Annotated in this window: 19 protein-coding genes; 4 read left to right on the top strand and 15 right to left on the bottom strand. The window is 57.7% G+C overall.

Going from position 1 to position 20,133, the window contains the following annotated elements; genetic code table 11:
- Positions 1-6: 6 nt before the first annotated feature.
- A complete protein-coding gene (locus ABWK72_RS01345; protein ID WP_367872976.1) occupies positions 7-612 on the bottom strand; it encodes a tyrosine-type recombinase/integrase in 606 nt (201 codons plus the stop codon).
- On the opposite strand from ABWK72_RS01345, the gene ABWK72_RS01340 reads away from it, so the two are divergent.
- The gene (locus ABWK72_RS01340; RefSeq protein ID WP_367872975.1) at positions 611-907 is read left to right on the top strand and encodes a hypothetical protein; all 297 of its coding nucleotides are present in this window, start codon (positions 611-613) and stop codon (positions 905-907) included. The two genes, ABWK72_RS01345 and ABWK72_RS01340, sit on opposite strands and share 2 nt — an antisense overlap.
- Here ABWK72_RS01340 and ABWK72_RS01335 read toward each other — a convergent pair.
- The 7 genes from ABWK72_RS01335 to ABWK72_RS01305 form a co-directional block, all read right to left on the bottom strand.
- A complete protein-coding gene (locus ABWK72_RS01335) occupies positions 904-1,359 on the bottom strand; it encodes a DUF6082 family protein (protein ID WP_367872974.1) in 456 nt (151 codons plus the stop codon). The two genes, ABWK72_RS01340 and ABWK72_RS01335, sit on opposite strands and share 4 nt — an antisense overlap.
- A 44-nt stretch (positions 1,360-1,403) precedes the next feature.
- Complete coding sequence (locus tag ABWK72_RS01330; RefSeq protein ID WP_367872973.1) at positions 1,404-2,735, bottom strand: relaxase/mobilization nuclease domain-containing protein; 1,332 nt, start codon at positions 2,733-2,735, stop codon at positions 1,404-1,406.
- A complete protein-coding gene (locus ABWK72_RS01325) occupies positions 2,735-3,067 on the bottom strand; it encodes a hypothetical protein (RefSeq protein ID WP_367872972.1) in 333 nt (110 codons plus the stop codon). Before ABWK72_RS01325 ends, ABWK72_RS01330 begins: the two co-directional genes overlap by 1 nt.
- Before the next feature lie 381 nt (positions 3,068-3,448).
- Complete coding sequence (locus tag ABWK72_RS01320) at positions 3,449-4,744, bottom strand: tyrosine-type recombinase/integrase (RefSeq protein ID WP_367872971.1); 1,296 nt, start codon at positions 4,742-4,744, stop codon at positions 3,449-3,451.
- A 309-nt stretch (positions 4,745-5,053) separates the two neighbouring features.
- A complete protein-coding gene (locus tag ABWK72_RS01315; protein WP_367872970.1) occupies positions 5,054-5,287 on the bottom strand; it encodes a helix-turn-helix transcriptional regulator in 234 nt (77 codons plus the stop codon).
- A 10-nt stretch (positions 5,288-5,297) separates the two neighbouring features.
- Complete coding sequence (locus ABWK72_RS01310) at positions 5,298-6,191, bottom strand: ArdC family protein (protein ID WP_367872969.1); 894 nt, start codon at positions 6,189-6,191, stop codon at positions 5,298-5,300.
- 276 nt (positions 6,192-6,467) lie between these two features.
- On the bottom strand, positions 6,468-6,671 hold the full coding sequence (locus tag ABWK72_RS01305) for a hypothetical protein (protein WP_367872968.1): 204 nt from the start codon (positions 6,669-6,671) through the stop codon (positions 6,468-6,470).
- A gap of 347 nt (positions 6,672-7,018) precedes the next feature.
- Between ABWK72_RS01305 and ABWK72_RS01300 the strand changes: the two genes are divergently transcribed.
- Entirely contained in the window at positions 7,019-7,729 is a 711-nt protein-coding gene (locus ABWK72_RS01300; RefSeq protein WP_367872967.1) for a hypothetical protein, read from the top strand.
- 517 nt (positions 7,730-8,246) lie between these two features.
- Here the strand turns inward: ABWK72_RS01300 and ABWK72_RS01295 are convergent.
- Positions 8,247-10,013, bottom strand: a complete 1,767-nt coding sequence (locus ABWK72_RS01295; RefSeq protein WP_367875305.1) for a UvrD-helicase domain-containing protein — start codon at positions 10,011-10,013, stop codon at positions 8,247-8,249.
- Between the two features lie 2 nt (positions 10,014-10,015).
- Entirely contained in the window at positions 10,016-11,764 is a 1,749-nt protein-coding gene (locus ABWK72_RS01290) for an ATP-dependent endonuclease (protein WP_367872966.1), read from the bottom strand.
- Between the two features lie 328 nt (positions 11,765-12,092).
- Here ABWK72_RS01290 and ABWK72_RS01285 point away from each other — a divergent pair, with 328 nt between their 5' ends.
- The gene (locus ABWK72_RS01285) at positions 12,093-13,598 is read left to right on the top strand and encodes a hypothetical protein (protein WP_367872965.1); all 1,506 of its coding nucleotides are present in this window, start codon (positions 12,093-12,095) and stop codon (positions 13,596-13,598) included.
- Positions 13,599-13,726: 128 nt separating this feature from the next.
- The gene (locus tag ABWK72_RS01280) at positions 13,727-14,053 is read left to right on the top strand and encodes a hypothetical protein (protein ID WP_367872964.1); all 327 of its coding nucleotides are present in this window, start codon (positions 13,727-13,729) and stop codon (positions 14,051-14,053) included.
- Positions 14,054-14,083: 30 nt separating this feature from the next.
- On the opposite strand, the gene ABWK72_RS01275 is transcribed toward ABWK72_RS01280, so the two are convergent.
- From ABWK72_RS01275 to ABWK72_RS01255, 5 genes are all read right to left on the bottom strand, one after another.
- Positions 14,084-15,043 carry a restriction endonuclease gene (locus tag ABWK72_RS01275; protein ID WP_367872963.1) on the bottom strand — a complete coding sequence of 320 codons (960 nt, stop codon included), beginning with the start codon at positions 15,041-15,043 and terminating at the stop codon, positions 14,084-14,086.
- A gap of 57 nt (positions 15,044-15,100) precedes the next feature.
- Positions 15,101-15,517 carry a hypothetical protein gene (locus ABWK72_RS01270; RefSeq protein ID WP_367872961.1) on the bottom strand — a complete coding sequence of 139 codons (417 nt, stop codon included), beginning with the start codon at positions 15,515-15,517 and terminating at the stop codon, positions 15,101-15,103.
- Positions 15,518-16,124: 607 nt separating this feature from the next.
- Positions 16,125-17,324, bottom strand: coding sequence for a nucleotidyltransferase (locus tag ABWK72_RS01265; protein ID WP_367872960.1), 1,200 nt, complete (start codon positions 17,322-17,324; stop codon positions 16,125-16,127).
- On the bottom strand, positions 17,321-18,280 hold the full coding sequence (locus tag ABWK72_RS01260) for a CBASS cGAMP-activated phospholipase (protein WP_367872959.1): 960 nt from the start codon (positions 18,278-18,280) through the stop codon (positions 17,321-17,323). The genes ABWK72_RS01265 and ABWK72_RS01260 overlap by 4 nt, the downstream gene beginning before the upstream one ends.
- A 357-nt stretch (positions 18,281-18,637) precedes the next feature.
- Complete coding sequence (locus tag ABWK72_RS01255) at positions 18,638-20,110, bottom strand: hypothetical protein (protein WP_367872958.1); 1,473 nt, start codon at positions 20,108-20,110, stop codon at positions 18,638-18,640.
- Positions 20,111-20,133 lie beyond the last annotated feature (23 nt).

Genomic DNA, 20,133 nt, shown 5'->3' with positions numbered 1-20,133 from the left:
ATCGCCTCACCTCTTGTTCGTTGCCCCCGTGGACTCGAGAACCTTCGACCAGACCTTCGCTGCGATGTTCCGTTCGTCCTCGCCTACAAAATCCAGATAGATGCCGGTAGTCTGAAGGGTAGCATGCCCAAGCCACCGTTGAAGCGTCGGGAGCGGCACGTCCGCCGAGACGCAGGCAATAGCGTAGCCATGGCGCAGCCCTTTCGGCGTGGCCTTGATTCCGTCCAGACCCGCCGCCGCCATGCACCGCTTGATGACCTTCCAGCCTTTCGTGCGGCAGAAGGCCCACAGGCGCGCGTCGGGGGCAAGCGGCGCAGTCTGTTGATGGAGCAGCGAAAGCAAGACATCGGGAATTGGGATGGCGCGATGCTTCTGCTTTCCGCGCTGCTTGAGCGTCTTTACCACCAGAAGCCTTTCCGCCTGATCAACGCCAGAAGGCGTTAGCGCTAGAGCCTCGGAGATTCTGCACCCGGTGTAGAACACGGTGAGGGCGAATGCTTTCTCACCTTCATCAGGGAGAAGAAGAGCCGCTTCGTAGAAGCGGAGCCGTTCAAACGCATTGAGGTACTTACGGTTTCCATTCCTGTCGAACAATGGAGTCCCCGGGGGCATGGGTGAACAAAATCTACATTCTGTTCACGATAGCAGATTCGTCGTCGATAAACACAACCTACTCAAAACGATGACGATACGGAAAATTCTGGGCGAGAATGGCCCGATGGCCGAAATGTGCAATGGAGGAAGCTGCCCCGCCGCGATCCTGACCGATGGCGACGCGGCCTACGTTCAGGGCTACCAACTAGACTCAGCCGAACAGGGCGCGCTGTCAGCCCCGCAGGGTGAAGGATTCGTTCGCATTCCTCTCACCGTCCTCAAGAAGATCGCAGCTCAGGTCGTTGAAGCCTAATCCGCGATTGGCGGAGCCCCGGCCAACGGGGCTTCCGCCACAATCCCCAGGATATCGCGGTCCATGAAGCGGCGGAAATCGCCAGCGTAATAGTGGCCGTGGCTGCCCCAATGATCTCGCATGGCCGGCATGTTCATGAAGCTCCGGATATCGTTGAGCGTTCCCTGCCAATGTTGCCTGTCGAAGAAGCGGCGTTGCCGGAAGATCATCTCCACATGGTTGAACCAAAGCTGCCGGTAGCGGCGGTGCTTCTGGTTTTCGTCCGAGGTTCCGCTGATCGCCTCAAGCAACCCGGGATCATCAAGGGCGCGGAGAATGAGGGTTTGAGCCCGGTCGTAATGGCGGGCCTTGGCTTCATCATTGTTCTGTATTCGCGTGAGGTGTTGTTCAACCGCCAGCGAAGCCAGCGCGGTCACCACGGAGAGAACCGCAATCCATTCAGGCCATCCCACTCCGCGTCTCCTTTCGCCCCTAGTTCCGAATCACTATATCACGCTCACGGCATCCGAAAAACCCTGGGCGGGACCATAGGCCAAATCGATCTCGTCACCTCGTGTCCGTTCGCCACGTCACGCCATTGAGAAGACAGGTTCGGTAGATCGAAGACCGTGGCGCAGTCCTCCCGCTCTATTTTTTGCCTCAGTTCAAGGCCCGCTCTCGCCAGAGCATGACTGCTCTCCAGAGCGCGTAACGCCTCATGCGCCCGCGCGCGGATGTCGCTGAGCTCCGCCGTCTTCAGTTCTATCTCATGCCGCAAACGCCGGTCGCGCCCGAAGAGCATTCCGGCGAGACGACGCCAAATGCCCTCACGGTCCCGCTCTGCGATCAGGCGCGAAAGCGCGGCCCGCTTCGCGGCGACGCCGTAGAAGCGTCCGAGTTCCTGGCGCTTTTCCAAAAGCTCCTCCCTGCAACGGCGATCCAGTTCCCGTCGCTCCTCCTCGCGCCTCGCGGCAACCTTTTCAAGAGCAGCCTTCGCCTGTTGCTCCTTTGGCAATTCTTCTTCGATGCATGCGCCCCGCGCAGCCTGTCGGCGCGCAAGGGTCTGTTCGGGGGTGGGTAGTGACGCCGGATCCAGCGCGCTCATGCGCACGTTGAAATCCCTGGCCGTGGCGCCGCCCAAATGGCGGACCGGATTGATGGTCTTTCCCACCGGATCGACCACGACCAGCCGTTTGCGGCCATGGGCGAGCTGATAGCCGCGCGCTTCCAGCGCAGCGGCGAAGCCCGCCGCGTCCGCCGATTTCGCCCAGGCATCCGCGATGGCGGGCAGGGCGTAGGTGGTGGTTTGGCCCTCTTCGCGCTGGCGGCGATTTTGTTCACGCAGCTCGCAATAGATGTGCCCTCCCTCCCGCTCATAGCGCGATGCGAAGTCGGACAACTTGCGCTTGGAATATGTCAGCTTCGCCACCAGTCCGGTTCGCGGATGCACCGTGTTCACGATGACATGGACATGAGAATGAGGGCGGTCGCTGTGCGACACGACGATCGCCTGATGTTCGGCGAGCCCAAGCTCCTCAAGCGAGCGCATGGCGGCGGCGAGCATCGTCGCCTGGTCGGGGCGCTCCTCCGGAGCCCAGGAAAGCGAATAGGCGAAGACCGGCTTTCTCAATTTGCGGCCCGTTGCCTTTTGTCCTGCGACCTCCTTGAGTCGGTCTTGGCTCTTGGCGGTATAAGCCATCACCTTCCAAGCCTTCGCCACGCAATCCGTCAGCATGTTGACGGTCTGCGTCCATGAGACGCGCGCCGTCGTCCGCCCCTGCTTGTCGTGGCAGTAATAGTGAAAGGCCCCTTGAAAGCTGGCCCCGCTCGCGGCGATCACAGGCACCATCAGCGACTCCCCCCGGAAACGGCGACATCGACCAGCCGCTCGATGCGGCGGCAGACCTCCGCGACCTTGAAGCGAAGCGCGGGATCATCGCCGATCACCGGAAGCATGGGGCGAAGCCGCAGGCCGATCTCCTGAAGCTGGAGCACGATAGCCGGATCGAGCGAAAGCGTTTCGCGGCCTCGCTGCGCCCGTCCGGCCACAAGCTGGCGGGCCAGTTCATTCACGCGCAAGCGGCTTGCTTCCGCCTCTTCCGCCAGCAGCGCATAGTCCCGGCCTGAAAGGCGGAACTGAATCTTCTGATCGAGTCGGCTCGCGGCATTGCCATCAGGCATGCGGCACCTCGCGAGCCAACGCGCAGCGCACGCGCCAAGCGCGCAACTGAGAAACGCGCTCCGCGCGCGCATGCGGGAGGATGCAACGGAGGGCGGCGAGCCCTCCTTGCAAGGCTTTGGCTTTGGATACAAAGCCACATCTTGCTCCCCGGCAGGAAGAGCGTAGCGACCAATCAAGCCCCGCAGGGGTCAATGACAGCCGCAGGACGTGCCAATGCGGATCATGATGGATCATGAGACGTTCCTTTCTGGTGCGATGTGGAATGACCGCCTCTCAGCGGGAGTAATCAAGTTGCCGTAGTTGAGCAGGGCCAGTCCGCGACTTGTTGGCGGAATCGAGACGCCATCCAAACAAGGAAGACGATCAGCCCATCGGGAAGCCTATGCGGCCTCCTCCAGCAAATCCCTCAGAAGGGAGAGCAAGGCTTCCTTGCTCGGCTTTGCATCGGCAAGCTTCGGCGCGTTCTTCGTATACGCCTTCCCTTTTTCCGCGATGGCGTCCAAGTAGTCGGCCCATTCCTGCATCATCTTGGTGCGCTCATCGAGAAACTGCGCACGGTCGTAGGCGCGATCCACCTTATTGCCTGGAACGTGAGCGAGCTGCCTATCCACAACCTCATGGCGGTATCCGAGACGCTCCTTGATGGCAGACATGGCCACGGCGCGGAAGCCGTGGCCCGTCATCCGGCCCTTGTAACCCATGCGCCCGATGGCGAAGAGAACAGTATTGTTAGACATCGGATCGCGAGGCCGAATCTGGCTCGGGAAAACCCATTTCGTATTCAGATGGCCGGTTTCCTCCCGTTGCTCCTTCAGAATCTGTATTGCCTGGCGCGACAAGGGAACGATGTGGGCTTTGCCCATCTTCATCCGTTCGGCGGGGATCTCCCAGACGCCGGTTTCGAGGTCAATTTCGTCCCATGTGGCATGGATCATTTCAGTCGTGCGGGTGAAGCACAGCATCAAAAGGCGGATGGCCCGCCGGGTGCGGGCGTATAGCCGCGCGTCGTTCTTCTCCAACGTGCTCAGGAATTGGGGCATCTCTTTGATGTCCAAGGCTGGAAAGTGCTGAATTTTGGCAGTCTTCAACGCTCCCTTCAGATCGACCGACGGATCACGTTTGCAGCGACCGGTAACGATCCCGTAACGGAAAATCTGCCCGCAAATCTGCTTCACCCGCCCTGCCACATAAAGCGAGTCGCGCTTTTCGATTTTCCGCAGAACGCTATCAAGTAGCTCAGGCGGATCGATCTCTTCAATCGGACGGGAGCCGATGTAAGGGATGATGTCGATCTCCAGCCGCCGCATTACGTTCAAAGCATGATGCGCCGTCCACTTGCCTTTCTGGTTTTCGTGCCACTCGCGGGCAACGGCTTCAAAGGTGTTGTGGGATTTGCGGACGGCCTCCCTTCTCTCCTGCTTCCTTACCGCAGAAGGGTCGTGATTGTTCGCCAGCATCCTCTTGACTTGATCGCGCTTCTCGCGAGCTTCAGCGAGCGTCACGATCGGATAGGAGCCCAACGCCAAGAGCTTTTCCTTGCCGAGAAAATAATACTTCATGCGCCAATGGCGCGCGCCGTTCTGCTGAACGTGAAGATACAATCCGCCGCCATCAGACAGCTTGTAGGACTTGTTCGCCGGCTTCGCAGCTTTGCATGACTTGTCAGTCAGTTTCATCGATACCCCCAACCTCGAAAAATACCCCTAGAGATACCCCTAAAGTTTCCGGCTTCAAGTGAATGGCGAAAAAAGTCCTCGGACGAGAAAGCCCTTGTTTTTAGGGCGTTTTCTCGGCTTTTTTGGATCTTCTCGGATGCGCTGAAATCTCTTGAAATGAGCAAAATGGAGCGGGTGAAGGGAATCGCATTTGTAATGGATCCCGTTGTTTTCGCTTCATTGCTGAAAATTTCAATTCCAGTCATACCCCTAATGCTACCCCTTTGAAGCTGAATGATGTCATCATTATATAATTTTACTCAGGAAAATTCAAGAGTCCTTGGAACGCGCAACTCTCAACTGCCGACGTTCGCCGACGCGCGTGGCGATCCACGAGTCAATCTCACTTTCGAGCCAGCCAACGCACCGCATTCCCAACGGAACGTGACGAGGAAAGTCGTTCTTCGCAATTAGCGCATAAATCGTGCTGCGGCTTAGGCCTGTCCTAGCTTTGACCTCGGGCAGGCGCAGTATTTTCTCCTTGGCGTTTGCTTCTTGGTTCAAGGCGCGTCTCCTATGGTTCGAAGTTGAGAATGTAGTCCGCTGCCTTCTGCGCATGCCCTGCGGCTTCGACGATCCAGCGTTGGTTGTCGCCCTGCTTGAGGACCTTCAGCCACGACTCGATATAGGCGGCCGAATTCTCGTGATCGTCGATCACGATGCCGGCATGCGCGCAAAGGAATGCCGCGCCGATCTCGGCGACGAGTTCCTCCTTCGAATAGATCGTCTTATCCCCCATCAAGCGCCCTTTGTTCTCCATCAGCGTCTTCCGAGCCAGCCGCTTCGCGGCCCCGGTCGCGTGAACCATCTCGTGGAAGAGACTTTTATAGAAGCGCTCGGCGCTCTCGAAATGAGCGCGGTTTGGGATGTCGATGCTGTCCTCGCGGGGATCGTAGCAGGTCCTCACGGAACGTCCCTCATGAATCGCGGGCGGATCGGGCATTTGAGCAACGATGACTTCCGCTAGCGCGGTCCGCTCCGATGATGAAAACTCCGGGAGCTTCGGCTCCGGAAACTCCACCCCGTCGATCTGACAGGCGTTAAAGACGACGTAGTGTCGCAGGAAGAGCCGCTTCTCCTCCTTGCCGTCGCCGATCTCTTTGTCGTATGTGCCGAACTTCACGATCGGGTGGCCTTTTTCCCCGCGGCGAACCTGGCCGCCGCGCTCCTGCGCCTGCTGATAGGTCAGGAAGTAAGGCGAAGCGTATTCAGCCATCGCCAGCAGCATGACGTTGACGCCTCGGTAGTATTTTCCCGACTGGAAGTTGCGGGGGAAGCCCACAGTGGCCATATGGGGTGAATGCCAAGGCACCACGCCTTCCTCCAGCCGTTCGACGATGCGACGGGTGACGCGCTCGTACACATTCCCGAGGTCCCCTTTGGACCACGTCTTTTGATCTTCGCTCATTCATGACTCCATTTTGATAGGGTTGAGTTTGTCGCCGCCGGGCCCGTCCACGGCCGGCGGCAGCGAGCCGGGATCATCGTTCCCGGAAGAGACGCTCGCCAATCCGGTGCAGGTCGCTCCGGTCCTCATCGGTCAGACGCTCTTCTTCGCAAGAAAGAACGATCAGCCCCCGGTCGCGCCACGCCCTCCGCTGAAGGGCGCGGACTTCCCTGACGCTTCGCGGACTGGTATCGCTGACGCCTGTTAGAGCCGACCAACACGCGCGGTAGTGGGGCTTCACTGTTCACCCCGGATGCGCGTCGCGTCCTGGCGGACTTTCGAGACGCAAAGGGCGCGGAGCCAGTTCTCGCGCCGCTTCGCCGCGCGCGTCGCCCCCATGGCGTCGTCGAGCAGGGCGTGCAGAGCCGCGAGCGGCAGTTGCAAAAGTTCGCGAGAGGTCTTTCGGCTGGCGCTTTCAAGGTCAGGCCAATTCTCAGTCATGGTAGTTCTCCTTCCGTTGGATCAATGTGGAGGGAGCATGCCGGAAAGCGGTGGGTGAGCGCGCGGGGCGCGGTGGGTGACGCGCGGACACCCGCTATCACCCGGGGCAAGGGCAAGCCCCCGCGTAACGCCTTCCGTCATGCGATTGTGTGCGCATCGAAAGCCGAAACCCGCGGATTTACGTGAAACCCAGCCTGTTCCATCTCATCACCCATCGCGACCCATTGACTCAATAGCCAGTGACCAAGCAAATACACGCGCGTGAGTGGGGACTGATTGCTGAATGAACTGTCGATGAAAGGATTTTTACAGTGCCCTGCCTCTATCCCCTGCGAATGTTTCATACCGTGGCCGATTTGTCGGACCGTTGGAAGGTTCCTTCATCCGTCATTGGCCAGTGGCTGACGGGCGGCGATTTGACGGCGCTCGTCTGGCTGCCCATCATGAGCGTGGTTGAGCTGCAGGGCGACTCGATGGAAGCGGAGAGCCATAGCCTCTGCCATTGGGAAGGCTATATCCACATTTCCGCCCATCAGTGCCGCCGCCTCTTCCGTCAGGAATGGATCGCGCTGCGTGAATTCTTTTCGCAAGACCGGCGCAGGCGGTTGCGTCTGCCGGAAGCGGCGGACGATCTTATCGTCGAGCTTCACGATCTGGTGATCCTTGAAGCGGAGCGCCGGCGCTTTGAGACCGCCTATCCGGCGCTGACGGGTGCGCCTTTGTCGTCCGCCGGTTCACAGCCTCAACCACCGCAAGCGCCGGCCCCGGCGATCGATCCCACGTTCCGGGTCGTCCAATTGGATGGAGGGCGAGAAGTCCGCTTCGGCGAAACCCAGGCCAAGGTCTTACGGCTCCTCGCCGATGCCGCACGCCAAGGCGAGCCCTGGCAGAGCGGTAAGGTCCTGCTCGGCGGAGCGGGATCGCAGAGCCTTTCGATTTCCAATCTCTTCAAGAGGCATCCTGCCTGGCGCGAGCTGATTGTCTCGAACGGGCGGGGATTCTACCGCCTGGAACACCAGTTCGTAGAATTGACAAGGGGACGCGCGGTGGGCTCCTGAGTAGCCCAAGCTTTGCTCCTTCGGATGGACGCAACGGTTTCATGCCCCGCGCATGAAACCCTGCCCCTTGGCGAAAGCGGGGTGTGCTGGGTCAAGGGAAGGGTTCCCCCACTTGCAGGAGTAAGCGACGAAAGTTGGGATGCCCTTGAACTAGCGAGGGGCAGCGCCCCTTCACAGACCGGTTCGTCGAGACAGGTGGGCCCTTCAAAGCGCTTCGCGCGGCGAAAGCGTGGGCGCGCAGGCTCTGAGGAGCGCCGCCGCTCGCCGCGCGACTATTTTTGCTGGGGGCCGGAACGGGCGCGACGGCGCGTCGAGCGGAGGCGACAAAGGAGCGGAGCGCGGACGTGACGGCGCGCGCGTGAGGCGCGGCGGGAACGAGGGGCTTGGGGAGGCTTCCCCAAGCGAATGGGGAGCGGCGTATGCAATAGCCGCGCGGGGAAAGACCTTTCCCCGAAAGAGACCCTCCACGCGGCACACGGACAGGCTCGCGAACTCGGCCTTCAGCTACAGAGACGGTTCAGAAATTCTCCCGCTCGAATTCAACTTCGGCTCTCTCCAGGATTCTTAAACATCGCTCCGTCATCGTTTGTGGAAGCGCTATTGCCTTGAGCTTCCGGGCGCGTGTTGCTGCGACGTAAATTACACGCTTGGCTTCCGACTCTGTGACGTTCTCCCATGCGTCCACCAATTGCGCGGTCCGATTGTGGGGTCTGCGGTTCGGAGGGATAACAAGGCACACCCCATCATACTCGTGACCTTTCACTTCGTGCACCGATGATGAGGCGAGCAAGATTTCGGTCGTTGGTGCGAGAATCGCTGCCCATCTCGTATTAGGAGGCGCTCGAAAAAAGCCTTGGATCGTCGTCCTAGGCGGGAGCTCTAAATTGAGAGCGATCCCTTGCCGGCGAACGGCTTCGATCCATCTTCCGGCATCGCCCGCCTGGGTGGTGCACGACCAAGGAATCTCGGACAGAAACGTGAGGATCTGGCGTCGAAGACTCCGCCTGTCGATGGAATTTCGTTCGATTGCCCGAAGGATATGCTCCCCTTCATCGCGCTTCCCAAGCAGATCGAGAAACAATCCTTCCGCCTTCTGAATAGCCGTCTCCCGCTGCCGAGGAGTTGCGGAGGAAGACCTGAAGATCGAGACAATGCTGGCCAATACCGCCAGTCGTGAGCTGCCTTCGACCCTCGCCGTTCCGTTGGTGCCCACGGCTTGTCGCGCCCATCTCGTGGCATGAGCCAAGACGATGCAATTCGAGTGGGAAATCTCCGCCCTCGTCGCACGCGACAAGAACCTCACGCCTATTTCTGACGAGAAGCCGTCATCCCGGTAGGACAGAATGTGAATTGGAAGACCAGCATCGCGATGATCGCCCAGAGCTTCGTCGGCAACCCCGTTGGATCGTAGTGACGACGCAAGGCGGCAAATGATCTGGCTGCTGCGGAAATTGCCCGTCAGGCGAAGCTTGGATTCCTCGCGGTAAGTATCGCGAAAGGCGTTGAGATTCTCCAAGTTTCCATCGCGAAATTCGTAGATCGCTTGGTTGGGATCGCAAACCAAGGTTACCGAAATCCCGGCGTTCCTTAGCCAGTTCAAAAATGTAAGATCCGAAGGGTTACAATCCTGCCCCTCATCGACGATAATTTCCGCGAAACGCGCGGAGAGAGCGCGCGCAAGGGCGGGACCAATCGCGGCATCGGCAAGAAACTCCAGCGCTTTCGTTCGGGCGTCGCCCGCGCTGAAATACCCCGCCCTGATCAGTCCCATCCGGTGGCTGCCAGCGGCAGCCACATAGCGAGCGCGATGCTGAGCGACGTGATCCCGCAATGCCTGTACTCCAATCGAATCCGGATCGATGTCGTTGGTCGAGCAATCGAAGAGGTCCAGGCTCACTCCACTTCCCCGAAAAGCTAATTGTCCGCGTAGCCGGACCTCGATGCCCAGAGAATCCCAGCTGTCTAAAATCACGGGCTTCAATGGAAAGTCGCCCCCAGGCAGGAAGATGAAATGCCGCACAAAGCTATCAAGCGTTCCGATGAAATTGGGGAATCGCGTGAGGGTAAGTTGATCAGACGAAAAGCATCGATGTTTGAATTCTTCGACTGCCGCGTTGGTGAAGGACAGCGCTGCAACCCCGCGGCGGGGCGGAAGCTCCTGCGAGAGCCTCGCCAATCGATCCAGTATTGTCCTGGTCTTGCCAGAACCCGGGCATGCCGCCAAAAAGCATCCCTCGGGATGCCTAGCGAAGGCGATTTGCTCGTCTGTCGGAGGCGAAGGCATATTCACTCGGCCGCCGCAGCAGTAATGGCGTCTCTCAAGTAGGCTGGAACCACGAACGGCTCTCCGTCCTGAATTAAAGAGCAGATTTGTTGAGCAAGATCCCCTTTGCGGGTCCTCTTCTGAGTCAACAAGTCGAGAAATTTAGCGGGCCTTTCCGCCTCTGGGAGGGCTTCGATCTCGTCCGCCCAGAACCGGGAGGAATTTCGATGAAGGGATAAAAAGGCCCTCTTTAGCAGCGCCTCGTTTTCCGGGAACAGATCAAACTCCAGTGTTCGAGTGTTCACGAGCACCGTGACCACGCCGTTTGCGCCGTGCCTTTGCGCAAGCCGTTCTAGGTTTCCCTTGCGATTTCCCCTAACGGAAGGATCGGCATCGGTAACCACGATCAGCTTCTGTGCGATCCTCGCATCTCGATAGGGACGGGTGAGGATCTCTACATAGGGTCGGAAGTCGACTCCTTCGATCGGGATGATTAGCGTTCCTTTGAAGCGAAGCCAAGCCTCGTGCTCGCCGGCCAGAACTATCTTTCTGGCAATGACAGGCAAAAGGAGCGCTTCGGCGATGCCTTCGACCAAAACCGCCCGATTGCCAAAGAGCAGGCCGCTCCGCGTTACATCCAAATAGCGGCTGATTTTTTCCAATATCTTCGGCGGTATGCCTAGCTCTGCGATCGGGATGCAGGCCGATTCCGATCTTTGGCCTCCCTCGGCCAAGGTGTGCTTGGTTTTAAGAACGACCAAATGCTTGGGGTCCACCCACGCGGTCAGATTCGGCGAGTGCGTCGTGACAATAACCTGAATCCTTCCCTCGGGCTCGCCCGCTGCGCGCTGCCGGTTCGCAGAGGAATGAGCTTTGTCGCGGAGAAACTCCAAGACAACGGCCTGCAACTGCGGGTGAAGGTGGGCCTCTGGTTCTTCGACCAGGAACAGCGTAAGGTCGGCCTCTTTAGCCTTGGCTAGTTCCACGACCACCGTCGCCATGTAGAGCAAATTCGAGTATCCCAATCCTGAGGCGCGAATGTCCTCCAGCTCCATCCCGTGGTCTGCCAGGCGGAATCGGAGATCGCGGGCAACGTCGAACATCGTCTCGTCTTCAAAATTCATCTCCGATCGCTGCAGACGAACGCCGCTCGTGAGTTCACCCAGCGCCTCAGTGATCGCCGTGTTGATCGAGCCCAAGGCGTTTGGTTGTGCTGTGGGGCGTCTGAGCGCTTCCAAGAATGCGCCCTCATCGTCAACTCCCACGAAATGCCTCAGCAGCGTCATTACCCTTGCCCCGCTTCCTGTTCCCAAGGCTTGGTGAGCATCACGTAGGGCAGGCAAGTAAACATGCCGAATGAGGTCCGACGAACCTACCTCAGGCTCGTGGGTATCATATCGACCAGCCCAATAGATCGACTTCCCTCTGGTCTGCCCTGTGGTGCGCAATTGATGTTTCAGACCAAATACAGCCGAATCTCCCAAAGGATCCGGCATTGCGCTGATCAGCAGACCCCTGAGGGGATCGCTCAGACCTTTAAACTCGCCCTTGATTTGAAAGCTCCGTTCGGTAGCGCCCCGCCTCAGGTCATCTTCTTCGGGATAGCGATCGCGACGCCCATTGAGCGGGGAGGTCAGGAGACGGATCGCCTCAACGATGTTGGTCTTCCCGCCATTATTTTCCCCCACCAGCACCGTCAGGTCCGGGTGGAACACCACCGAAAGATCTTCGCATGAGCGGAAGCGGGAGATTTCCAACGATTTTAGGTGCATGGAATTGGTCCTAGTTACAGCGAGAAGGTTCAAATGCGATTCTTACACCAGAAGGATCCGTGAGAGCAAAAGGAACCCATCCTGGACGATGATGAGATCTCCTTCCCGCGCGCATTTCCTTCGGGGAGGCTGGATTGCATCAAGTCCATTCCGTCGGCGGTCGGACAGCTTCGTCCCCAAAAACGACCCTCCGTCAAAACCTCCCATTTCTTCAGCAGTGTGACGCCCTTTAAAATGAAAATACCATAACCCATTGATTTTCTGTGACAAAATCCACAGAAAAGATCGAGGTTGCGCCCTATAAAGGATTTATTATAAATTGCTGGGTGTGACACCCCAGGTTTTGGAAGATTTGCTCAGGCTAAAAGGCCCATCTCTCTCCTCAGAGTTGGGCCAACAGCTGGTAGCCAGAGGCCTTTCAGAAGAGGCCGCGCGCCAGCGCATGAGTCGCGCAAAGGGTGAGGTGCGGAGGCTGGAAGGATTCCATTTTCCCAACAGGGAAAAGTTTCTCTTTCTCAGCGGCCAATTCAAGTCCCCGTCCTTCTTGGCGAATCTGAGCGAAGCGTTGATCAAGACGAACAGCGCGTACGGCCAGTTCCTGCTCGGGCTCGAGAGCCAAGGCGGGTTTCTTCTGTCCAGCCAGTCGTCGATTGCAACAGGACTGCCGATTGCCCCAACCAAGGGACACATCCTGCATGAAAGCGCCGCTTCGAAGCTGGAGGAATTCGGCCTGATTGAGACATTCCAAACCGGAAATGGTGAGGAGGTCATCCGTCTGAAAGATCCCGCCGATTCAATCGACCGATGGAGATCGGTGAAGGTCGCGGAAGACATCGCCCTAGATGCCGTTTTGTCGTGGTTGGGGAAGATGGGTTTTTCATCCCCAGGCGTAACGAAGATTCGGGACGGCGAGACGTGCCCTTCTTTTGGCCAATTTTCCTGGGATGTCGTAGGGCCCAGCTACCTCTCCACGCTGACGGGGACGTCTCCGGCGGGCGTCAAAAACGGCTTCTTCGTTTGCGATGTGTCGTTGGGTCGAACAGTTACCCTTCGATCGCTCAAGCCGTTCCTCGCCAAATGGGACTCGTTGCGGTGGCAAAAACGCGCCACGCGCTTCCAGCCCATGATTCTAGGCAAATTCTTCGAGCCAGCGGCGCTCGCAGAGCTTCGTAAGCGCGGATGCATCGTTGCGCTGCCCAAAACACTCTTCGGAGAGGACGGAGCGGCGGCTCTTTTGGAACTCATCTCCACCGTGGAGAACGCGGCTGTCGCTGTCCGGAAGAATCCGGAAGCGGTCTTCGAGATGCTTCGACGGGTAGCAAAGCTTGAGGGCACGGCTCGCAATCTCAGCGGTGTCGTGCTCGAACTCCTCGTCGGCCACCTTTACCACCTGAAGGGCTACAACATCGACATCAGCAAGGTGATCTACGATGAGCAGCGAAGGCCGGCCGATATCGACGTGCGCGCGAGGAACCATGCGGAGCTAGTTTTTTGCGAATGCAAGGCAAAGGGACCGGGGACGCTAGTCAACGACTACGAGATTAGGCACTGGCTTGATAACCGTGTCCCCAGAATGAAATCCTGGGCCAAGCTGCAATCGGAGGCTCCCAGAGCGATCCGGTTCGAGTTCTATTCGACCACTGGCTTCACCGATGATGCGAAATCCCTCATTGAGCACGTCAAGCAGACTCACAAGAAGCAGCCCATCACGTTTATCGACGGCGCCGGCATCGTCGATGAACTCTACCATTTCCATCAATCCAAGCTCATCGACATGTTCCGAGAGCAATTCGGCGATTCCCGCGAATTGAATGCGCAGGCTAAGGCATCGTAGGTCTTGATCAATCCTCTCAACGGCGAAGCCCTCGCGGCCAGGTTCAGATTTTCCCATAATCGCTTCTCCGGGCGATGGCTGTCGAAAGCAACCGGAGGTGACTCGACTCGGCTGGGAATGTTCTGTATTTGTTCTCTTTTGAGCAGAAGGAGAGGACGATGAGGCAGCCCTACGTGTCGTTGGATGGACTGGCTTTCCAGCCGCAGGCTGACGACTTCGAATGCCGGGTGAATACGCGCGCCGCCTTAATGGCGCTTCAGGAGTTTGTTTACGGGAGGGGCAACATTCGCGAAGCCGAGGAAGCTCTGCGCTACCTTTCCGGCAAGTACGATAAGCTCACGCCGTTCTGCCAAGAGTTCATGAGAGCCTTCCATTACGACGAAGCAGCCGATGCGGAGATAATTCGGAGGATCTGCACGCCGGCCTACAACAGCATTGTGAGACGCTTGGTCTGATCAACCTTCGATGCTTCGGGGCAGCGACGATCAAGCGTTTCCCTCTTGGACACGTTCTTTCCTGCGTTGATAAGAAGAAATGTGTAGATCCAATCTGTGGGTCCAATTCTGCCCGAGATACTGATTCAGCAATTTGTTGAGAGTTTCCCAGCCGATCAACTCGATCCTGTTGGACTGTGCAAACGCATGAGCCGCGGCAGTGAATGACCCGCAAGAGACGAAAAACGCCTTGTTCAACCTTTGTGATTCCAGAACCCCCACCAGCTCCCTGATTGGTCCAACGCCAAAACGTTCTTGCCGGCGCTTGCATTCGATTAAGACCCCTTGCTTTGAGCCAGCTTTAGCGCTGGATGCATGGATGTCGTATCCTCCATCCCTCGTTGCTCGCGTTACTTGGGTAGTGTAGCCCATGCGCTCAAAGAGCGTGGCTATTAAGAACTCAAAGTCCCGCGGTTTCAGTCCCATCACGTGATCGATGGGATGCTCGAAGTCAAAATACCGCGCGCGAATGACGCACATCGCATCCTGCAGGCCAGTCCATCGCCCATCAGGAAGGAAAGCCATGTGGGCGGTAATGTACGCGCCGACAACCTCGTGAGCTTCGTGAGGATGTGAGGGGAGGAGATCGAGAACCCAAGTGTTGCCCTCCCAGGTGTGCCGTTCGGTGATCAGCCGCACCCCGAATTCGGTTTCGAATCCCCGCTTCGCAATCTCCTTATTGCGCAGCCACAGTTCCAGAATCGCCCGATCACACCCCAAACTGCCTCCTTCGATCAGAAACTTGCGAAGGAGAAGCTTAACCTCAAGATCTGAGCGCTGGTGAACTGTAGCGAGATACTCGTCTTTGTGTTCATCGGTCGGAAACTGATAATCGACCACGAAGTATTCGCGATCGTTTGAATGTGGCTCTATCAGCTTCAGCCACTCCTCCAAAGTCAGCTTGGTCTCGTCGATCGTCGGCTTAGACTCTTCAAAGGGCGTCTCGGTCACTTGATGAAGAGCTGGTATTGAGCTGCCGTCAGGGTTTCCTTAAAAAACGGGAAAGCTCTAATCATCATCATGATCTTCTCCGGCCGGACTGGCTTCGGCATAGGTCAATTTAGCCTTGGCTTTGAAGCAGTAGAAACAATGGCGTGAATGCTTTCGGTTCAATCGTTCTCGCCCAACGCACCCGCCCTGAATTTCGCCTTCGGTCTCGTTTCGGTGAATCAGATCGCTCAAAAACGATCCGATATTGAACCCACCTCCCGCACATTGAGGGTTGGGGCAAGGGGCGTATTGCCCCGGCGGGCAAGTCAGAGAGTAATAGTAGTTTTCCGACTGACCAAACCCCATTGGGAACGCGGTGACCTCAAGCTCCAGTGACGCCACCTGGGGATACGCCTCCCGAAAGGTGGTCAATTTTGCCAATACGAAATTGCCTCGTTCAAGAGCCTGCTGGGCTCCTTCGTTTTTCTTTTTCATCTCGGATGTTATTGCTGAATCATGTGCGCCGCCTGCTTCTCAATCGCGAAGACGCTGCAGCCTTGCTTCGTCCTCATTCCAGGATGGGCGATTTGTTAGATCTAATTCCGCGTCCGGCTCTTTGGGCGTGATCCCGGCGGGTGCCAGATGCGGCCACGACGCTTTCGCGTCTGGCGAGGCTCGGGTGGGGCGGGATGTTCTCCACCGCCAAGCCATTCGCCGGTGGCGAGCCAGATTTCATAGTAATAGAGCCACAGAGAGCACCAGGGCACAATGGTCTCCACCAAGAGCTTGGTTGGAGACCATTCTTCCCTGTCGGGATGAAACAGGCAGAGGTGGCCGCCCTCCTCCCGATAGATATGCGGAGGCCGCCTGCCATTCCGGTTTTCAAGCGGTGGGTCGATCAAGAACACGCGCGGCTTGGAGCCAAGACGCTGGACGAGCCGGATCCGGTAGCTTCGGCAAAGGGGATGGGGATCCAAGGTCGCCCGCCAGTCCAAGGTGGCGGCGCCCTTGTTCAAGGTGATCGAGCACTCACTTTCGGGAAACGCCTCTAGGAGCGCCTCTCTCTGGCGCGGCAGCTTCACCCAGCCTCGGCCTGAAGGGATCATTCCGGGTCGCCCATGAAAGTGTTGCCGCGGACGGGAACAACAGAAGCGACCGCGCTGGACGCGGTCGCGATCAGACGCCCGGTGCCTTTGGACATTCCGAGGATGTTGGACTGCCGCGCGCCGCCGATGGAATCCGAGCTGCGTCGAATCACGAGACCGGCGCGCTTGTCGCCAACGAATTTGGCGAAGGCCTTCTCGACGGCGACCATGCCTCGCGCGTTCAGGAGGGCATCGACATCCGCTTTGAGCTGCCTCCGCCAATGTTCGAAGGCGGTTGCCCGTTCAGGGTGGGTGTTCCAACGATCGGCGAAGTTCTCCTTGTAATTGGTAGGGTTGGGAATCGACCAGGAGCCGGGACCGCCATCAATGTAGAGCTCCATCCGGTCAGGCAGTTCCGCGAACGCCCCAACCAAGGAGTTGGCGGGGCGGATCGCGCGCGCGCCCAAGGTGGAGATGATGATAGAGATGGGCGCGTCATCACGGCCTTGGAAGTAGCAGTCCCTGTGGCGCTTCATGATCTGGACCAAGACCTGCAAGGGCAGCTTGTTTGCCGGGTCGTGTTGGGGGAAGGGCTCAAGGCTCGCAGCCACGGAGAATTCCGTGCTCCGCTCGTTGGTCGCGACGATCAACCGCGACAGCTTTGCGCGGTGGAGAAACCATCCCGTGTAACCCGCCGGGTCGCTTGAGCTCCAGTTGGCCAGCTCCTTGTCGGGGATGAGCACGGCGGTCCCGCCATGCGCCCAGGCTTCATCGGTAATCTGGATTCCTCTCGCCAGCGGATCCGGTTTGCAAGGAATCACGTCGAGATGGAAATCGCCCGCGTAGCGGATGCGGATGCAGCGGCGCTTCGAGTTGTCGATCTTGTCGCGGTAGATCTCGTTGCTGCTGATGCGCTGCAGGACCATATCGCGGGCCGCCGCAGGCGTCATCCACGCGGGAAACTGGATTTCACAGGTCAGATCGACGTCATGCTCGTCCGATCCTATCGGTTTCGTGGCAGTCCCATGCGCGACGGAGCCCTGCGCAAAGAGCCGCGGATGGAAGGGCCTGAGAGGAGAGTCCTCGGCATCGAGCCAGTTCCCGATCGCCTCATACTTCTTCTTGGCGTCTTCCAGCTTGCCGGGAGGAATGTCGAGATCCTCGGCTGCGATGATCAACAGCCGGTCCAATTCGCCGGCAATTTCTAGCGTATTCATTGCAAAATCGTTTCGAGTTTATGGCACGGCTCGAACGGGGCCGCGCTGTGTTTGAGGAATCCCTTCTCGTGAAGATCCGATGAGGTCTTGCGGTATTCGGTAGTCGCCAAGCCCTGCAAATGGGCCGTGAGCTTGTCCAAGGCGAGTTCGCCCTGGTTCACGAAGGGGTTCACCGAGATGAGCCGCCGACCTTTCCCCAGGATGTGCTCGGCCATCGAGGTCGCTGACTTCGACTGCACGGCCATCATCACTTCCATGATCGGGCCGACCAACTGCACCTTGCCGCCATGACCATGCTCCGGGTAGCTGTCCAAGCGCGCGACTTCTTCGGTCGTGCCTACGCGGAGAGCGAAAATCGCGTCTTGAGACGCCTGAAGGTAACCCAGAGCTTCGGCTACACCCAGCATCAGCGGATTGTTAGCCCACACTCCCCCATCAACCAGATTCAGGCCCGGCTCAGGCTCAAACGCTTCAAAATAGGTTGGCGCAGCCGATGTCGCGCGCGCGACATCGACGACTGCTACCTTATAGTCGGTGCGCAGCCTTTCATGGTGGGAAGTCTTGTAGATGTAAACCTCACGGCGATTGGCGTCGGTGGCCGGGATCAACAGCCGCGAACGGCTTTCTCCCAAGAGCTTGCTTCCGAACCTCTGGGCCAAGGCCTCGTTAAGACCTGCCACCGGATACTTCGTGGCCAGCCAGTGCTTGCCAGCGGCAAAAGACTTATGGGGGAAAATCCGCTCCGCTTCTTCAAGGTAGAACCTCTTGATATCCTCCGCCGGAAATCCCAGCCCGAGGCCGAGAGCGATGATTCCGCCCGTGCTCGTTCCGCAAATCAGGTCGAACATGTCCGCGCACGGGCGACCAGCGTCTCGCTCCAGCTGGGCGAGGTAGGCGGCGGAGAAGAGCCCCTTAAGGCCTCCGCCGTCCAAAGAGAGAATCTGAAACCGATCCATAGCCGGATCGTTTCAGAACTACTGACAAAAGCAATACAAAGTATGGACGTTCCTACAGGTGGTATAAAAATTTTAGGATCATACCAGATGCATGGTGTTTGATTGAACTTTTGATCTTTAAGTTTTATTAAATATCATCCCCTATTGGCCATGGTCGCGCACTTTTTCGAAAATAGGTCACCGGACTCTGGCGACGAAAACAGATGGCGTCACGTGAAGACTCCCCTTCATGGATTACGCGACGAACGTCATTCGACCATACTTGGCTGACGCCTGATTGCAGGCTCAGGGGCTCTGTCATATGCGGATCGCTCAAGAAGCCTCTCCAACAGGGCGGTCGATCGATCTTTCAAGTGATCAAGCTTCACTTGGGCCAGCTTCGTCTGCGGAAGGTAAAGCGCCCTTCTCCCCTGCTTGATTAGCGATGATCACATACGCTTGCTTGAGCCTTTCATCATTGAAACTGGCATCATCCAATCCGACGCATTCGTAAAGGCTCAAACCCATAAGAAGAATCATCCGGGTTACATCGGCGGTCTCACTTGCTTTTCTTGCCAGAGATTCATCGAAGAAGGAAAGCGACCCGTGGACCAAGCCAGAGCGCCAATTGTAGATTTCATTCATCTTCTTTTCCGCTGCCTTGCGATCAATGCCCATGGCATCGCCGTAGAGGCAGCTCGCTCTAGACACTACCACTGTAGTGACTTTCACTTCTTCCTCTCCCGCAGCCGCTTTTCCAGTCCCGACAATTGATTCAATTGCGGATACGAATTTAACGATCCTTGGCCCTGGAGAGGGTTCGGTAACCGCGTCGCCAAACCACGACAACGCTCGAAAGAATTTCTCGCAAAGGTAAGGCGGGCGGGGTGAACCAACAACGATCTCAAAGAGCCTATTCAAAGCGACAACGTCGCGTCTTCCTTCGGATTGGAGCAAGTCATCCCAATGACCCTTCACGGGATTACCGTTCAGCCTCCAGTGACCGGAGATTTGCAACTCGCCATCCTCTCCCCTTGCCAGGCGCTGGAATCGCAGCGGATCAGCCGAATCCTCGGCGATGCACATGCGATCCGAGGCGCTAGCCCCCAATAGGAGCTTGATGATGTTGAGAGCGCCGCGGGCAGCGAAAGCGGCTTTTCTCTGCGATACTGATTTTGAGCACGGAGGAACCTGCACCACTACGACCCACGAAAACTGCTCATAGTAGCTCTTAACGGCCTCAGCGAATTTCTGGCCCTCGCGTCTGAAATCGTCGATTGATCTCAACCTGCTTCGGTCTGCGCCTTGCCATGCCGCGAGCGCTTCCGCGCCTCGCTTTGCCGCCAGCTCCGGATAATTTTCAAGTTCTTCCGCAAGTTCGTCAAAAAACTCCTTCTGAGGAACGAACTCTACCGGCCCGATCTTAAACCTCTTTGCCTCGTCCGAGGACATCGCTGCGCAGGGAATGTAATGGGTGATGGCTTCATGTTTGGCGGTGAGAATCTCGTAGGCCTTGGCCAACGCGGGTTCAATGTTCTCGATCGTCACCTTCGCGTCTTCCAGAATGAAGGTGCGAACCAACTCAGTGCCGACCAAAGGCACGAATTTATCGAGGTCCGTGACGTCCTTCTTGGAAGGATCATCCTCAAGGAATTGTTTCGCCAGCTCTACAAGTCGCTTGTGGGCCTCCCGGCTGATCATGAGCTTCCCGCCATCGGGATGATGGATGTAGATCGGAATATGAGGGTCTGATTTGAAGTCCTCACGAATCTGATCGATCGTGCGGCGAGCAGCCTTCACAATAGCTTCCAGGATGAAGTTTACGGCTACTCGGCTCGTTTTCGGGTTCATTGCGGATGACCGAGGATAGTTGA

Origin of the sequence: Luteolibacter sp. Populi (assembly GCF_040801775.1) — a bacterium.
Taxonomy (GTDB): Bacteria; Verrucomicrobiota; Verrucomicrobiia; order Verrucomicrobiales; family Akkermansiaceae; genus Haloferula.
This window is presented reverse-complemented; position numbering and strand designations above follow the sequence as displayed.

Excerpts from the sequence above, each read along its gene's own strand:
- ABWK72_RS01310 (WP_367872969.1), bottom strand. The coding sequence starts at position 6,191 with ATGAGCGAAGATCAAAAGACGTGGTCCAAAGGGGACCTCGGGAATGTG.
- ABWK72_RS01270 (WP_367872961.1), bottom strand. The coding sequence starts at position 15,517 with ATGAAAAAGAAAAACGAAGGAGCCCAGCAGGCTCTTGAACGAGGCAAT.
- ABWK72_RS01265 (WP_367872960.1), bottom strand. The coding sequence starts at position 17,324 with ATGAATACGCTAGAAATTGCCGGCGAATTGGACCGGCTGTTGATCATC.
- ABWK72_RS01340 (WP_367872975.1), top strand. The coding sequence starts at position 611 with ATGGGTGAACAAAATCTACATTCTGTTCACGATAGCAGATTCGTCGTC.
- ABWK72_RS01295 (WP_367875305.1), bottom strand. The coding sequence starts at position 10,013 with ATGCCTTCGCCTCCGACAGACGAGCAAATCGCCTTCGCTAGGCATCCC.
- ABWK72_RS01320 (WP_367872971.1), bottom strand. The coding sequence starts at position 4,744 with ATGAAACTGACTGACAAGTCATGCAAAGCTGCGAAGCCGGCGAACAAG.
- ABWK72_RS01325 (WP_367872972.1), bottom strand. The coding sequence starts at position 3,067 with ATGCCTGATGGCAATGCCGCGAGCCGACTCGATCAGAAGATTCAGTTC.
- ABWK72_RS01260 (WP_367872959.1), bottom strand. The coding sequence starts at position 18,280 with ATGGATCGGTTTCAGATTCTCTCTTTGGACGGCGGAGGCCTTAAGGGG.
- ABWK72_RS01330 (WP_367872973.1), bottom strand. The coding sequence starts at position 2,735 with ATGGTGCCTGTGATCGCCGCGAGCGGGGCCAGCTTTCAAGGGGCCTTT.
- ABWK72_RS01345 (WP_367872976.1), bottom strand. The coding sequence starts at position 612 with ATGCCCCCGGGGACTCCATTGTTCGACAGGAATGGAAACCGTAAGTAC.
- ABWK72_RS01255 (WP_367872958.1), bottom strand. The coding sequence starts at position 20,110 with ATGAACCCGAAAACGAGCCGAGTAGCCGTAAACTTCATCCTGGAAGCT.
- ABWK72_RS01290 (WP_367872966.1), bottom strand. The coding sequence starts at position 11,764 with ATGCACCTAAAATCGTTGGAAATCTCCCGCTTCCGCTCATGCGAAGAT.
- ABWK72_RS01305 (WP_367872968.1), bottom strand. The coding sequence starts at position 6,671 with ATGACTGAGAATTGGCCTGACCTTGAAAGCGCCAGCCGAAAGACCTCT.